The sequence below is a fragment of the Streptococcus salivarius genome, assembly GCF_009738225.1.
Lineage (GTDB): Bacteria > Bacillota > Bacilli > Lactobacillales > Streptococcaceae > Streptococcus.
Genome location: NZ_CP018187.1, coordinates 1,933,176 through 1,948,138 on the forward strand (window position 1 = coordinate 1,933,176; position 14,963 = coordinate 1,948,138).

Here is a 14,963-nt window from a genome sequence, read left to right on the forward strand (position 1 = left end):
AGGAGGCTGTTAAGTAACTATCATTGCTGAAGATTATTAAAATTGTTGAAAGGAAATTCTACTTTTGTGGGTTGACAACACAAAACCAACAGTACGATATCACCTATAACAGGCGCATAGCGTAAGAAAATCAATGCCCAGTGAAAACCGGCATCACGTAAGCGACGCACCTGAAGGGCAATAGATGGAATATAGTTAGCAAAACAATATAGCATTGCAAACCCATACAGTAAGCTGAGAATAACATGATAATGACTATTCGGACTATCAAAAACACTTACAACTATAACTATGCTAAATAAAATGATACCTACAATAGTATTCGCTAAAACTGCCAACCAATAGTCTGAGCGAGTTGAACGTCCTGTAAAATCGACATAGCCCATCCAATACTTCTTATAAGCTTTAAACATGGCAAAATCTCCTCATTCTTGATACCACCAGTATATCAGAAGGCCTGTCGTCTAGCAAACCAACTTAAAAAAGCTCCTTCATGGAGCTTGATGGTTTATTCTCTAACTTGTCCTTGTCCGTTAATATAGAACTTGGTTGACGTTAGGGCCTCCAGTCCCATTGGGCCACGGGCGTGCATTTTTTGAGTTGAGATTCCGATTTCAGCCCCCAATCCAAAGACGAAGCCGTCTGTGAAACGGGTTGAGGCATTGACATAGACCGCTGCAGCGTCTACATCATCTTGGAATTGCTCCGCACGACTGATATCCTGAGTCACGATAGCCTCTGAATGCGATGTCGTGTAAGTATTAATCCATTTAATGGCCTCATCAAGGCTGTCTACCACTTTAACAGACATAATATAGTCAAGAAACTCTGTCGCAAAATCTTCTGGTGAAGCTGGTACAGCTTTTTCCATGAGTTTCAGAGCCGTTTCATCTGCACGGAACTCAACAGCTTGAACTTTTGAAATAGCTTTTTCCAAGTTAGGCAAGAAGTCTTCCGCAATATCAGCATGAACGACGAGAGATTCTGCAGCATTACAAACACTTGGTCGCTGTGTTTTGGCATTGATGACAATCTGTGTCGCCATCTCTAAGTTAGCATATTTATCCACATAAATATGACAGTTACCAACACCCGTTTCGATGACAGGAACCTTGGCTTTTTCTTTAACCGTTTGGATGAGACGGGCTCCACCACGAGGGATGAGCAAGTCAACATACTTGGTCGCCGCCATGAGTTCCTCTGCTACCTCATGAGAGGTATCTTCAACCAGCTGAACGGCATCTGCTGTGATACCCGCATTTTCCAAAGCCTTACGGGCTACTGTAACCAAGGCCTTGTTGGAATTGATGGCATCACGTCCTCCTCGGAGAATGATAGCATTATTGGTTTTAAAGGCAAGGCTAAAGGCATCGATTGAGACATTGGGACGGCTCTCAAAAATCATAGCGATAACACCCATAGGAACACGCTTTTGAACGATTTTGAGACCATCCAGATTCGTATAGCCACGAACCACTTGACCAATTGGATCCTGAAGGTCTGCCACCTGACGGACACCCTCAGCAATCCCTGCGATACGGTCTTCCGTTAAGAGCAAGCGGTCTTGCATAATCTCTGAAATACCATTTTCCTTGGCATTGGCCATATCCTTAGCATTTTCAGTGATAATATAGGCACTCTCAGCTACTAGAGCTTTAGCTACTTGATTTAAAAGGTCGTTTTTAGCTGCTGTTGACAATTTAGCAATCTGACGACCTGCCACCTTGGCCTGCTGGCCCAATGTATCAATATATGTCATCTTAGTCCTCCTGTTTAAAGAGTGTACCAATCTTGGCTCCTTCTAGGACACGAAGAATGTCACGTGGATTTTCACCATTCATCAAAACCATTTGGCTTTGATTTTCAAAAACCATCTGAGCTGACTTAATCTTACTCATCATACCACCCGTACCAAATTTACTACCGGCACCACCAGCTGAGGCTATAATTTCCTCTGTAATCTCTGGGACATAGCTACGAAGGGTCGCATCCTCATAGACATTTGGGTTCTTATCAAAGAGCCCATCAATATCTGACAACATGATGAGTAGGTCTGCACCAACAATCTTAGCAACGATAGCAGACAAGCGGTCATTGTCTCCAAACTTAGTCGCATGGTCCATTTCATCTACGCTGACAGCGTCATTTTCATTCACAACTGGGACAACTCCAAGCTCGAAGAGGCTCTCAAAGGCATTGATGGCATTGGCCAAACTCTCGGGATACTCAACCACATCACGCGTCAAAAGCAACTGAGATACCTTGGTCTGATAATGTGAAAAGACCTGAGAATAAAGGCTCATCATAGCTACCTGCCCTACACTTGAGACAGCCTGTTGCTTACCAACTTCTGCTGGGCGTTTCTCAAGGTCTAGAACATTGAGACCAAAGCCCATGGCACCAGAGGATACGAGGACAACCTCAATTCCTTTATTATGCAAGCTAGAAATAACAAAAGCTAATTGATCGATTTTTTCAAGATTAATTTTCCCTGATGGTAAAACCAGAGAGCTAGTCCCGATTTTGATAACCAGGCGTTTTACTGAGTCAAAATTTCGTTTCATGTTTATGATTATACACTAAATTCAGGTATTTTAACATATATAATGCATAAGTTTACATATTAAGGATTTTCAGTAAAAAAGAATCCCTCCAATCGGAGAGACTCTTTAAACAGTTTGTTCTAGGCAAAAAACATGGCTCTAATACGTTTCCAACGTCTGCGATCAACAAAGAGATAAACGATTAGGACAACTAAAGCTATAAGCCCAGATACTATAGCATTGACTACTAAGGCAATCCAGAACTTACTTGCAAAGAAAACAATACCTCCTAGCAAGGCAGCGATGAAAATTGTAAGAATAAAGATACCCATATAGAGCCACTGTCCGCCACCTCGATTGAAGAGCTGGGTAACTTCCTGCCAATTCACTTCCAACAATTTAAGGTCACGTTCAAAGTAATAACCACCTACAAGATAGGTTGTTACGAGAAAACCAAGAGTGAAACTTGCTACCAAAATCAGATGGAGATGTGCAAGGAAGATTAAACCAAGTCCTCCTAGTAAGAGGGATACACCGACTTGCAAGGCATAGAAAAGCCAGAACTTTTGACGAAGATAGTCACCCGTATTGATTGGCAGGCTACGAATAAAGTCAAAGTTTGTCCCCTCTAAGGATGTTGCTACACCAAGAAAACTTGTTGGTTGAGCTGAAAAGAAACCAAAGGCAATTCCGACCAAAAGCAGGAGTCCGAAATAGTCTGGGCCCAGATCTTTCAAAAATACCGCACCCCCACCTAACATGATCATATATAAGACCGGCACCACATAGGTATTGATAATGAGGGTTGAATTCCCCAAAGTAGATAAATGATGGCGGATCAAGACCTGTCTTTGGCTTCGAGTAACAGCTTTGGCCTGAGGCTTTCTAGCCTTTTGGTTATAAATGGCTTCGTGGAAATAACGAGGCATTCTGACCTTATAAAACCAAAAGCCCAAGATAAGCACTAAGATAAGAGGAAGATAGAAATTTAGTAGAGCCTCCGGAGATAGAGGGGCAGCTACGACATCATAGTAACCTCTTAGATAAGGAAGCAAAGGAAAATCGGCATGTCCAGCACCATCAACATAGCCTTTAATAAAACCAACCAACATAATAGGCAACATAATCAATAGGGTTGACAGGGTCATCAAAATGGTTGAATAGAGCTTTTTATGAGAACTACGAACAATCAGCGTTCCAATACTATTAGACAGAATCACTGAAAAAACGAGATTGATAAAGAGAGAAACAATAAAGATCAGAAGCCCAACGACTATCCCCAATGGGCCAATAAATTGCCAGTAAGCTAGAATGAGGAGGCTAAGGATAGGTACCATGAAGGTCATCCCAACCATAGAACCTGACAAGGTCTTGGCCAAAAAGACTTCTGATGGCTTTAAGGGAAGAGGCAGATAAGCCTTGCTATCCTTACTATCGTAAAAGGTACTATAGAGAGCCGTAAAAGTCTGTAGAAGCCCCATGATTGAAAATGTCAAAAGATATAGGGTTAAGACTCCAGGATTGGCCTTATAATCGACACCTACAAAAAGATAGCTATATACAACCGTAAAAATAATTAAAATCAAGAGTTGTTGTCTAAGCATGGCATTAACGATGGAGAAATTAGCCTTTTTCTTTTTCTCCTGACGTTTCTGTAGGTTAGTTACTGCTTGAGGATTTGCATAGAGGAGATTAATTTTAAAAAGCTCCCAAACATGGTTCCAGTTCATGACTACACCTCCTCAATCTTACGTCCAGCCATTTCCAGATAAATGGTTTCCAAATCCTTGTCAGGGTACTGAGACTTAAGTTCAGCTAGAGACCCTTGGAAGATGAGTTTTCCTTTCTTCAAAATAGCAATACGATCACAGAGCTGCTCAGCTACACTTAGAACGTGGGTTGAAAAGAGCACACTATTACCCTCCTTAGCATGGTTACGCATGGCTTCTTTCAAATCATAAGATGCCTGTGGATCCAGACCAGTCAAAGGCTCATCCAAAACCCAAATCTGCGGATTAACCAGAAGAGCACCGATAACGACAACCTTCTGACGCATACCGTGAGAGAAGGAAGAAATGAGGTTATAGCGACTTTCCGTCAAGTCAAAGGTAGCCATAAGATTAGTCAAACGTTCCTCAACCTGACTAGCTTCCAAATCATAGATACGTGTCAAAAAGTACCAATAGTCATTAGCAGTTAAATTTAAGAATAAGTCTGGTGAATCTGGCACATAAGCGATTTTTTTCTTGATAGCATCACGATGTTGGCTGAGGGCCATATCATCGACGTAAACTTCACCGTAGCTAGCTTCAATAATAGACGTCAAAATGGAAATAGTCGTGGTCTTACCAGCCCCATTGTGACCAATCAGACCAAAAATCTCCCCATCTCGAATCTCGAGGTTAAGATCTGAGAGAGCATCCTTATCTTCATAACGTTTCGTTACGTGTTCAAAACGAATCATCTTTTATCCTTTCTTGAGAATCTATTTAACAATAGTCTCATTTTGCACTTTATATTAGATTATAAATTAGAGTTATTACCTTGTTTTTTATGGACAATACTCTAAGAACACTGGCAATAGATTTAGATAAGGCTATTGCCTTACCTTCTCATTTATTGTATCATTTCAAAGGTACAATTTCAAGAAAACGTTTGTAAAAACGAGACAATTTTGCATTCGATTTTTGATAATGCTAAACTTATAGTATTTAGAATAAATAGGAGGAAAATCACTGATGCCAACTGGAATTATCATCAACTCGCTATCTATTATCTTAGGAGGAATCGCTGGAGGGCTCTTCGGGGACTATCTCAGAGACGATTTCAAGGAAAATCTTAACCTTATCTTTGGTCTAGCCTCTATGGTTATGGGGATTAGCGCTATTATGAATATGGTTAACATGCCTGCCGTTATCTTTGCGGTAGTTATCGGTACCATCATTGGGCTGGCCCTAAAGTTTGGAAACCTCATCAACAAGGGAGCTGGGCTTATGGAAAAAGGCTTGTCCAAGATTACACCAAGCAAGCAAACAGGGTTAGCTCACGATGAATTTTATGCGCAGCTCTTGACAGTTATCGTCCTTTTTTGTGCGAGTGGTACAGGAATTTACGGGAGTCTTGAGTCTGGGATGACAGGCGATGCTTCTATCTTAATTTCTAAATCTATCCTAGATTTCTTTACGGCTATGATTTTCTCTTGTAGTCTAGGCTACATCGTCTCCATGATTGCCATTCCACAATTTATCGTTTTCTTCCTCCTCTTTGTTAGTGCTGGTTTCATTCTCCCTCTAACAACAAAAGCCATGATTGGAGACTTTAAGGCTTGCGGGGGCTTCCTCATGATTGCGACCGGTTTTCGTATTATGAAACTGCGTCAATTCCCAACAGCAGATATGATTCCAGCCATGATTCTGGTTATGCCTATTTCCTGGGCCTGGGTCAATTGGGTAGTGCCTTTGATTAGTTGATATTAGGATTAAAATAAACTAAAACCGTCAGTCTAATGCTGGCGGTTTTTGTCTCTATTTATTGCTATTATGGATTCTAACTATTAAAAACTAGTAATATTTGTGGCAGTTATTTCTAATTTTTCTAACCTTGTTTAGACTAAGATGAGTTTGTTATAATAGCCCTTGTAGGCCTAAGCAACCTACAAGATACTTTTTTTCATAACTATTTCCATCCTCTAATATTTTAACGAACTTACAATACTGATGGAAATCTATCGAAAAGACTGGTGTGTGCACACCGGTCTTTTTTGGTGGGATTAAGACACAAAAAAACCACTCTTTCACTATGAAAGAATGGTTATGTTATAGCTTATACTTCTACGACTTCCAGGTCTTTTCCACCTAGGAGAATAAGGTATTTATCAATCTTATCGATTTGATAGGCTTGGCTGAGTGCTTTAGCATAGAGGCTCATTTGCCCTTTGTAACGTTCCTTAAGTTCACTAGGATGAGTGAAGCGGTCCGTCTTATAGTCAAAGAGGACAATACGGTCTTCAAGAAGAAGGTAGCCATCGATGATACCACGGACGACAAAGTCTTCTTTACTAGCGGGATCTTCTGCCAACATAGCAAATGGTGCTTCACGACGCAACTTACCACGGTTAGCTAGAATGAGCTTCCCAAGTTCGGTGTCAAAAAAGCCTAATAGCTTTTCTAACTGCACACGCGCCTTAACTTGATCATCTGCCGATACCCGACTCAAGGCCTGTGTCAAATCTTGGAGGGTCACCTTGTCAGAAAGAATCAAGCGTTGCATGAGTTCATGGGTGGCTGAACCAACTGCAGCTCCAGTGACCTTAGTTTTTTGCCCAAAGTCTGGAAGCTCAAAGGTAGCGGTAGTCTCAAGAGGTTGCACTTCCTCTTTCTTGTCCATAATATCCACCCCTTCGGTATCCATAACAGGTTCGTAGAAGGCTTTGAGCTGGCTCGGCGTACGCACAGATGGTAGGTCAATCGCTGGTGCATAAAGCTGGTTGAGTTTTTCAACACTTTCTAAGACAGTTAGGGCACGCTTAATGTCTTCCGTCTGGCGGTTGTTAGATAAGTCATCGGCATCTACTGCCGCCTTGACTTGAACCTGACCAATAGCCTCTGGTGTCAACTCCTCAGCCTCAACAAAGCGAACAGTAAACTTGAGGTCCTTTCTCATAAAGGCGGTATCCAAAGCCATGACCCAATCCTGATAAGTAGCGATTTGGTCACGTAGAGCTACTGGTAGGCGATTATTTTCGACATCCGTGCCAAATTGCTGGGTTAATTTTTCCTTACTACCCTTACCAACCAGGTAGAGTTTTTTCTCTGCACGAGTCATTGCAACATAGAGCAGACGCATCTCTTCTGAGATACTTGCTCGACGCTCTTCCCTACGATTTTCCTGGAAGGTTAAGGTCTCTAGAACAACATTTAACTTGGGCAAATTGGTGTTTATCTGGTCTTTAAGGTCAGCTAGGTACTTAATGCCAAGTCCTTTTTCACGGTTGATAATATACTTACCACTTAGTCCATCCCTACTGTGACCAATGAACTTGCGATTCATCTGCAAGACAAAAACATACTTGAATTCTAGCCCCTTGGACTTGTGAATCGTCATAAGGCTAACGGCATTTTTAGGAACCAAGTCTGTCACTTCCTCTAGGTCGTTACCGCTAGAAATGATCTTATCAATCATACCAATAAAACGAGAAAGTCCCTTAAAACCAGTCTTTTCATAGGCATTGGCACGCAAAGCAAGGGCGTAGAGATTAGCCTGACGTTGCTCAGCTCGAGGGAGACTTCCAACATAATCATAATAGAAACGATCGTCGTAAATCTTCCAAATGAGGTCGTAGAGCGAGTGCCACTTACTGTAATCACGCCAATCTGCCAGAGTCTCAGTGAAAAGAGTCAACTTGGCATCAAGTCCTTGTGTGACAACTTCCGGATGAAGCCCTGTTTTAGTGCAAGCTACAAGAAGCTTGTCATAGAATTGTCCTTCGTCAGCCTGGACAGCAATACGAGCCAAATCATCCTCGTTGAAATTAAACATCGGTGAACGAAGGAGGGCAACGAGTGCATAGTCATTAAGAGGATTATTGATGGCACGAAGGGTATCCAACATAATCATAACTTCTAGCGACTCTAGGTAACTTGACTTGTACTCGTCAGGAACCAAAGGGATTCCATGCTCCTCGAAGCTTGCCATCAAGTCCAGATAGGTGTTGCGGGTTGGTGCTAGGAGGGTAATGTCCTCAAAACGTACACCCTGCTTATGAAGGTTGATAATTTCTTTGATAACCAAGGAAATCTCACCACTACTGATAGGTTGATCAGAACCTTCCTCGTCAGGAGTCACACTTGCTTCATCACTATTGTAAATCAGAACCTCAGTCTCATTTTCAGGATGGGGCTCTTTTTGCTTCTCGCTACCTGCTACCAACATATGCGTCTTGTCATAAAGGATATCTCCGATTTCCTGATCCATGAGGTGGCTGAAAACACCATTGGTCGCATCAAGAACTTCAGATTGGCTACGGAAGTTCTCTTTAAGGAGAATTAGCTTACCTGCATCTGGATTTTCAAGGAAGAGCTGGAACTTGCCATTAAAAATCTGAGGGTCTGCCTGACGAAAACGATAGATGGATTGCTTGATATCTCCCACCATGAATCGGTTGTGACCGTTAGAGAGGAGCTCCAACATGCGTTCTTGGGTATGGCTATTGTCTTGATACTCGTCTACCATTACTTCATGGTAACGGTCACGGTAGCTGGCTGCCACCTCTGGATTTTCCTCCAAAATACGGATGGCAAAGTGGGCAATATCTGAGAATTCAAAGGCATTTTCCTGAACCTTGGCCTGTAAATACTGGTCTGAAAAATCAAGCACAAAGGCCTGAAGCAGCTCTAACAGAGGTAGGATGTCATCATTATGCTTGGTCAAAACCTCGAGGACCGTTAGTTGGGTATCAATCTCACGCAACTGGGCCACAAACTCATTTTTGGTCTTGTTGTAAGCTTCCTTGTAGGCCTTGAGTTCCTCGTCTTTAGGACGGGTCATATTTGTCAAGCCAGTCCCTCCTGACAGAGTCAAGAGTTGTTTGAGCAAGTCCTCCATATCGGTTTGGTCATTGGCCAAGGCTCCCTCCAGAAGGCTAATGGCATCTGACACATTAATCAGATACTTGGCCTTGGCAAATTCACGCTGAGCTAGACCTAAATGGTCTCTTAAGAAGGCTAAGAAATCAGCCAACAAGCCATCTTTGAGACCCTCTAAAAGCTCAACTTTAGCCTTGTCTGGATTAGCATCCGTCTGCCCTTTTAAGAGATTCTGACGTAGCCATTTTTCAGGACCTGCAGTAGCCTGAGAAAAGTTATAGACATCGTAAACTAGATCACGGAAGGCCTTACTAGTCTTACCATTTCCAGCGAAGTTGCGGACCAATTTTTGGAAAAGTTGGGCATCCTTGGCTTGCATGTAATCATTGAAGAGATCAACATAAACCTCATTTTTCATGAGTATCTGCTCAGCAGGATCTGTCATGATGCGGAAAATAGGTGACACACCCAGGAGATAGCCATACTGATTAACCAATTTCTGGGTGAAGGCATCCATGGTTCCAATATCAGCCGTCCCAATCTTGGCTATCTGGTCTGAAAGAAAGGCACGCTCTTCATCCGTCTCAACTTCTCCCAACTGCTCTGTCAGACGCTTTTCCAGACGCTCTTTCAACTCACCTGCAGCCTTTACCGTAAAGGTTGAGATAAAGAGTTGGTCAATACCAACGCCACGTCCAATCATATCAAGGATACGCTCAACCATGACAAAGGTTTTTCCTGATCCGGCCGAAGCTGACACAAGAATATTGCTACCATTACTGTAAATGGCTTCAATCTGCTCAGGTGTTAACTTGCGTTCCTTGTCAGAAGCTGCTTCTTGGGCAATGCGTTCCTTAATCTCTGTTGGACTTAAAAAAGCTTTAGTCAACATGGTTGTCCTCCTGGTCTTTTTTGTCTGCTTTTACAGCTTGATCAGTGACTGGAAAGGGGATGATATTTTCAGCAACTTGCATCTGATTATTGTCCTCGTCTTTTGTCATCAGCTCCAAATAGGCTTCCTTCTTGCCCTTACTTGGTAAACGCAAGAGTTTACGAGCCTGTCCCATGTGGCGGTCGGCCTCAAAATGAGTAATAGACTTGATTTGATCCCCTTGAACAGACTTGCCATCCTCGGTATAAGGATTGACCGCAAAATTCCCACTTCGAATAATCTCAGCAGCATCTGTAAAGAGTTTTATATTGTAGTCTAGCAAGGTTTCTAGGTCCTCCTTGTCATAGGTGACAGTCTTTTGCAAATCATAGTTTCCACCAGTCAAATGCTCTGTTTCTGAAGCCACAAAAAGTCCCTTATAGGTTAATTCCTTATGAGCCTGAGCTGCTAGCTTATCCAGACCAAACTGAGCTAAGTTAAGCTGTGGGTCCTGCATGTGAAGATACATGGCACCAAAAAGCTGGTCAGCATCGACTATATAGGTTTGTCGAAGGGCCTCCAGATAGGTCACCAATTGCGGACTGAGGCCATTGTAGAATTTTTGAATGTCAAAGACATTTTTACCTGACTTGTAGTCAACGACACCCAGAGCCCCATCCGTTAAACGGTCCACACGGTCAATAATCCCTGTAATCTTGATGCTATTTGCTAAGAGCAAATCAAACTTGGCTTCCTCACGCTCAACCTTAACAGCCGCATTGTCACGCAAAACACTGGCGGTTGAACGGACGATATCTTCCAAAATCTGACGAGACAAGCGACTCTCTTGGTCCTCTGTATAGAGAAGTTCAAAGGGTTGTTCCTGATTGGTCTGAGCAATAGCCTTTTCCAATTTATCATCGAAGTTTTCTGACGAAGAATCCCCCATAACACGCTCAAAGACACGGTGCAAGTAAGTCCCATGGTGTCGAGCATCTGGATGGATGGACTCCAACTCTTCAAGGCCCAAAACATAACGTAAGAAATAAAGATATTGATTGTTATAGAAGGTCGTCAGAGCCGAGGCTGATAATTTCAGTGGTTCTTCGCCCGGAAAGACCAGCTGCATGACTTGATCATCCACCTTGGTCGTCGTCACATCGTCAATCACATTTGGAATCAAGACTTGGTCCTTATCAAGTCGCTTACGGAGATAACGCACAGCAACTGACCAGAAAGTCTGCGTTTCCTTATCCAAATCAGCATCTAGATGGCTACTGTTAAGGGCAATGACAGTCGATAGAAGGTCCTTGTAGTTCCCAATCTGGTCACCCTTGGCCTCGAAACGATTACGTCCCTTTTCAACCAAAGGAAGACCAAGGTCAAGCAGCTCCTTCAAATAAACCGACATGTCATCTTGAGTCTCATTGAGAATTTGTGGCTGACTAAGCACCAATTGTTCACTAGCCGCATTGAAAAGCGACATAGCCACAAAATGCCCCCGCTGACTATTGCTCTGCGTAACAATATCCAAACTCCTATGCTCATCCGTCGCCTCATTGATACGACTACGTTCCTCATCAGACAGGAGACTCTTATTTTCCCCAACCTTTGGAAAATGCGACTGAGTCATGCCTAAGGCAAAAACGTAAGGAGCTGAATGTGGTTGAATCAAATCGTATTTCTTCACATTGACCACATCAACAGTGGCTGGAACCGTACGGTAATCACAGGCCAACATTCCCGAACGCAAGATGGACAAAAAGTCGTCCACTGACAGTGTTTCTTCTCCAAAAATAGTCTCAACCTGTTCCAAGAGTTGGGTGAAAGACTTCCAGACCTGTTCATTCTGCTCTTTTTCAGCTTCACTGGCCTTGGCAGTCAAACTAGCCATCTGACTTGGCACTTGCACAGCCTCTAAAAAGACCGCAAGTTTCTTAAGCAGACTAGAACCCTTTTGTTTGCGACTGTTAAGCAACTTGTCCAAAGGCTCTACCAGTTGTGAGCGCAAGGCATTAAGCTGGTCTAAATCATACTTATCACGACTATTGGCCGTAAAATCAGACAAGAACTTGTGACGCCCCTTGATATCTGCAAAATTGACATAATACTCAAAAAGGTCTAAGTCCTCTTGAGTAAAACCGCCATAGAGACCTGATTTTACGAGATTAAGCAAATCCTCGGCACGATAATTATAGCGCTTGATACGCTCTAGCGAATCCACAAACTGCACCAAAGGATGGCTAGACATGGTTTCTTCCTTACCGAAATAATAGGGAATATCAAATTTTCGGAAAATCTGACCCACCTGAAGCTTATAACTCTCCTCATCACCAAGCAGGACCAAGATATCCTTGTAGCGCTTGCCATCCGCCAGCAACTGACGAATACTCTTGGCAACCTGAGCCACTTCTTCCTTTTGGTTGACCACTTCCCAGACCTGCAAGGCTTGCTTGTCTTGATCAATAACCTTCTCATCTACCGTACTAAAATCATGACGGCTCTCCAAAAGACGACTAATACGTGCAAAAGAAGGATTGCCCTCTTTGTCTGTCGTCACGTAGTCAGGTGTCACCTTATAGGTCTGAGCCAAAGTCCTCAGAAAATCCACTGAAGCCTGATAAACATTGCCATAAACAAAGTTAGCCTTATAAGCTTTTTGACTGGCATAGGTCCCAATGACAATCTGGTGGCACTTATCATTCAAGAGTGCAACCAGTGCTTCCTCCTCAGCTGAGAAACGCGTAAAACCATCAATGACCAAAACCGTGTTACTCAAGGCCTTATCTAGGTGGCCTGAGGTAATCTCCTTGAAGAAGGCACTGAGTTTTGATTGATTGTCGAAATCTCCCGCCAACAAGAGATCCTGAGCCGCACTGAAAATCCTTACCAAATCCTCTTGTTTCTCCGCCTGATCCAAATGCTGCAAATCCAGAACTGTCATATTAGCCTGCTGCAACTCTTTGTAAAGGTCCACCAATTGATTAATAAAGTTACTATCCTTGCGTAAACGACCATAAACCTTGAGCTCATCATCGCCCATATGTGACAAGACCTTATAAAAAATCATGGCCAGACCAGTATCATCCAACTGAGTTTTTGGGTTACTCGTATTGAGAATAAAGTACCTAGCCATCTGAGTAAAACGAGTCACCGTAATCTCAAAGGACGCTGACTGAGGCAGGTATTCCAAGACCTTACGCTCCTTCTCAAATGATAGGGCATTAGGGGCAATATAAAAGACCCTCTTTCCCTTTTGAGCATAGCTAGTCGCCTGCTCCGTCAGAATTTCTGTTAAATCCTGAGACATATCCGTATAAAGTAATTTCATAAGACGTCCCTTTCTTGTCTCTACACCAGTCGTTAGGCTAAGCAAGTCGCCATTCACTTAGCTCTAAGAACCACTAATCCTTGCTATTATAACACAGAATGAAGCAACAATCAGACTCCTCCCTCACGCCTTCCTCCTCCGATGTCCTAAGCTTCAGACATAAGCATAAGCTCAGCAGCAAAGAGCCCTACTTTATGGATCTGTAACGAAAAAAAGAGCCAAATCCTTTGATTTAGCTCTATATATTTATTTAAAAATCAATTCCTGTTTGAAGAGGTAATCACCACTGCTTGTAATCAGATTGGCATCACTATACTTCCTAAGAATATCCTTGGCTGAGTGAAGGTTAAGACCAGAGGTCTTCTTCTGATTTTCTTCCTGCATAATGGCATCAAGGTCAACTTTTTCTTCTTGCGTCCTATTTTCCATGACGAAATGGTAACTCCCATCCTTATCATGACGATGAAAACTAAAATTGATTTGACTGGCAGGCACCTGCTTACTCTCATCAATCGCATTACTAAAGAAAATGGACACCAGCAAGGTCAAGTCAACCACGTTCATGGTAAAGCCTGAAATCTCCTCAGGAATATCACAAGTCACTGGAATATTACTACGTTTAGCCTCCATCATACGAGCCGAAAGAAGACTACGTAAGGGCAAGGATTGAATATTTTCTAGCTTAGGATTATCAATGACACGGAAACGTTCAAACTCCTTGGCACTCTCTCTAAGAACATTCTGATACACCTGTTCAGCAAGGGCCTCTTCCTGGTCACGCACTTCCTCTGAAAATTGTTCCACAACCGTCTGATAAGACTGTCTGTATTGTAACAATTCATTGTAGAGAAGATCAATCTTTTGGTTGGCCTTGGTCAAACTATTCAAATGCCGTTTTTCCTCCATGGCCAAACTCTCTTCCAAATACTGCCTAGACAGTTGATTAAGATGAGCAACTAGGAAAATAAAGGCCACTGCAGACAAGAGAACCCCTAACATACGAAGTCTCAATTCCAAATCTAAAGAATAACCAGGTAACCAGTCATCTAAATTCATACTGAGAAAGATTCCCAATAAATAAGTAGCCATGGCTAAGGCAGCTCTTCTAGAAATCTGGAGGTTATGGAAAGAGTCATCACTATAGACCTTCCAACACTTCAAATCCAAGCCCAAGAAACGGTCAAAAACAAAATAAAGTGGCAAAATCAAACCGTAAGATAAGAGATAGAAAAGTGCATTAGACCCTACCTCAGCTACAGGGAGATTTAAGAGAAGGGGAATAAAGAAGAGTCCCAATAAACGATAAAGCAAATCTGATGTCACCACTGGAAACAAGGTATGAAAAGCATACTGCGTTACCGTCCAAGTCTTTCCTTTAGCCAGAATAGCCAAAACCATCAGAATAAAGACATCAGCAATCATGTTCATACTCTTAATATTATACTGAAGAACCACATCTAGCAGGGCTAAGGTCAGAAACACCGTCCAGGAGATACGAATGTCTGTCATTCGTTTGAAAATAGCACAGTTTATCGTCAGCGTTATAATAATCTGAATGGCTAGAAAGGCATCTGTATTATAGAGATTTAAAAAATTTATTCCCAAAAACGACTCAAACATCGAATCTCCTTTCT

The 14,963-nt window shown here is 42.4% G+C and carries 9 protein-coding genes; 1 reads left to right on the forward strand and 8 read right to left on the reverse strand.

The features are described from left to right. Window positions 1–20: 20 nt before the first annotated feature. From BSR19_RS08820 to BSR19_RS08840, 5 genes are all read right to left on the reverse strand, one after another. A complete protein-coding gene (locus BSR19_RS08820; RefSeq protein WP_156247009.1) occupies window positions 21–413 on the reverse strand; it encodes a DUF805 domain-containing protein in 393 nt (130 codons plus the stop codon). 95 nt (window positions 414–508) lie between these two features. After that, window positions 509–1,759, reverse strand: a complete 1,251-nt coding sequence (locus tag BSR19_RS08825) for a glutamate-5-semialdehyde dehydrogenase (RefSeq protein ID WP_156247010.1) — start codon at window positions 1,757–1,759, stop codon at window positions 509–511. A 1-nt stretch (window position 1,760) separates the two neighbouring features. Then, window positions 1,761–2,564 (reverse strand): glutamate 5-kinase, encoded by an 804-nt coding sequence (gene proB / locus BSR19_RS08830; RefSeq protein ID WP_013991140.1) that lies wholly within the window; start codon window positions 2,562–2,564, stop codon window positions 1,761–1,763. Between the two features lie 119 nt (window positions 2,565–2,683). Continuing rightward, window positions 2,684–4,273, reverse strand: coding sequence for an ABC transporter permease (locus tag BSR19_RS08835; protein WP_156247011.1), 1,590 nt, complete (start codon window positions 4,271–4,273; stop codon window positions 2,684–2,686). 2 nt (window positions 4,274–4,275) lie between these two features. Further along, complete coding sequence (locus tag BSR19_RS08840; protein WP_002891761.1) at window positions 4,276–5,007, reverse strand: ABC transporter ATP-binding protein; 732 nt, start codon at window positions 5,005–5,007, stop codon at window positions 4,276–4,278. 274 nt (window positions 5,008–5,281) lie between these two features. On the opposite strand from BSR19_RS08840, the gene BSR19_RS08845 reads away from it, so the two are divergent. Next, the gene (locus BSR19_RS08845; RefSeq protein ID WP_002891763.1) at window positions 5,282–6,013 is read left to right on the forward strand and encodes a DUF554 domain-containing protein; all 732 of its coding nucleotides are present in this window, start codon (window positions 5,282–5,284) and stop codon (window positions 6,011–6,013) included. 352 nt (window positions 6,014–6,365) lie between these two features. Here the strand turns inward: BSR19_RS08845 and addA are convergent, their stop codons facing one another. The 3 genes from addA to BSR19_RS08860 all read right to left on the reverse strand — a co-directional run bounded on the left by addA (window position 6,366) and on the right by BSR19_RS08860 (window position 14,949). Next, window positions 6,366–10,019 carry a helicase-exonuclease AddAB subunit AddA gene (gene addA, locus BSR19_RS08850; RefSeq protein WP_060972538.1) on the reverse strand — a complete coding sequence of 1,218 codons (3,654 nt, stop codon included), beginning with the start codon at window positions 10,017–10,019 and terminating at the stop codon, window positions 6,366–6,368. After that, window positions 10,009–13,329: an ATP-dependent nuclease subunit B gene (gene rexB / locus BSR19_RS08855; RefSeq protein WP_156247012.1), complete on the reverse strand. Its 3,321-nt coding sequence runs from the start codon at window positions 13,327–13,329 to the stop codon at window positions 10,009–10,011. Before rexB ends, addA begins: the two co-directional genes overlap by 11 nt. Window positions 13,330–13,575: 246 nt before the next feature. Continuing rightward, the gene (locus BSR19_RS08860; RefSeq protein WP_156247013.1) at window positions 13,576–14,949 is read right to left on the reverse strand and encodes a GHKL domain-containing protein; all 1,374 of its coding nucleotides are present in this window, start codon (window positions 14,947–14,949) and stop codon (window positions 13,576–13,578) included. Between the last annotated feature and the right edge of the window lie 14 nt (window positions 14,950–14,963).

Excerpts from the sequence above, each read along its gene's own strand:
- BSR19_RS08820 (WP_156247009.1), bottom strand. The coding sequence starts at position 413 with ATGTTTAAAGCTTATAAGAAGTATTGGATGGGCTATGTCGATTTTACA.
- BSR19_RS08825 (WP_156247010.1), bottom strand. The coding sequence starts at position 1,759 with ATGACATATATTGATACATTGGGCCAGCAGGCCAAGGTGGCAGGTCGT.
- proB (WP_013991140.1), bottom strand. The coding sequence starts at position 2,564 with ATGAAACGAAATTTTGACTCAGTAAAACGCCTGGTTATCAAAATCGGG.
- BSR19_RS08835 (WP_156247011.1), bottom strand. The coding sequence starts at position 4,273 with ATGAACTGGAACCATGTTTGGGAGCTTTTTAAAATTAATCTCCTCTAT.
- BSR19_RS08840 (WP_002891761.1), bottom strand. The coding sequence starts at position 5,007 with ATGATTCGTTTTGAACACGTAACGAAACGTTATGAAGATAAGGATGCT.
- BSR19_RS08845 (WP_002891763.1), top strand. The coding sequence starts at position 5,282 with ATGCCAACTGGAATTATCATCAACTCGCTATCTATTATCTTAGGAGGA.
- addA (WP_060972538.1), bottom strand. The coding sequence starts at position 10,019 with ATGTTGACTAAAGCTTTTTTAAGTCCAACAGAGATTAAGGAACGCATT.
- rexB (WP_156247012.1), bottom strand. The coding sequence starts at position 13,329 with ATGAAATTACTTTATACGGATATGTCTCAGGATTTAACAGAAATTCTG.
- BSR19_RS08860 (WP_156247013.1), bottom strand. The coding sequence starts at position 14,949 with ATGTTTGAGTCGTTTTTGGGAATAAATTTTTTAAATCTCTATAATACA.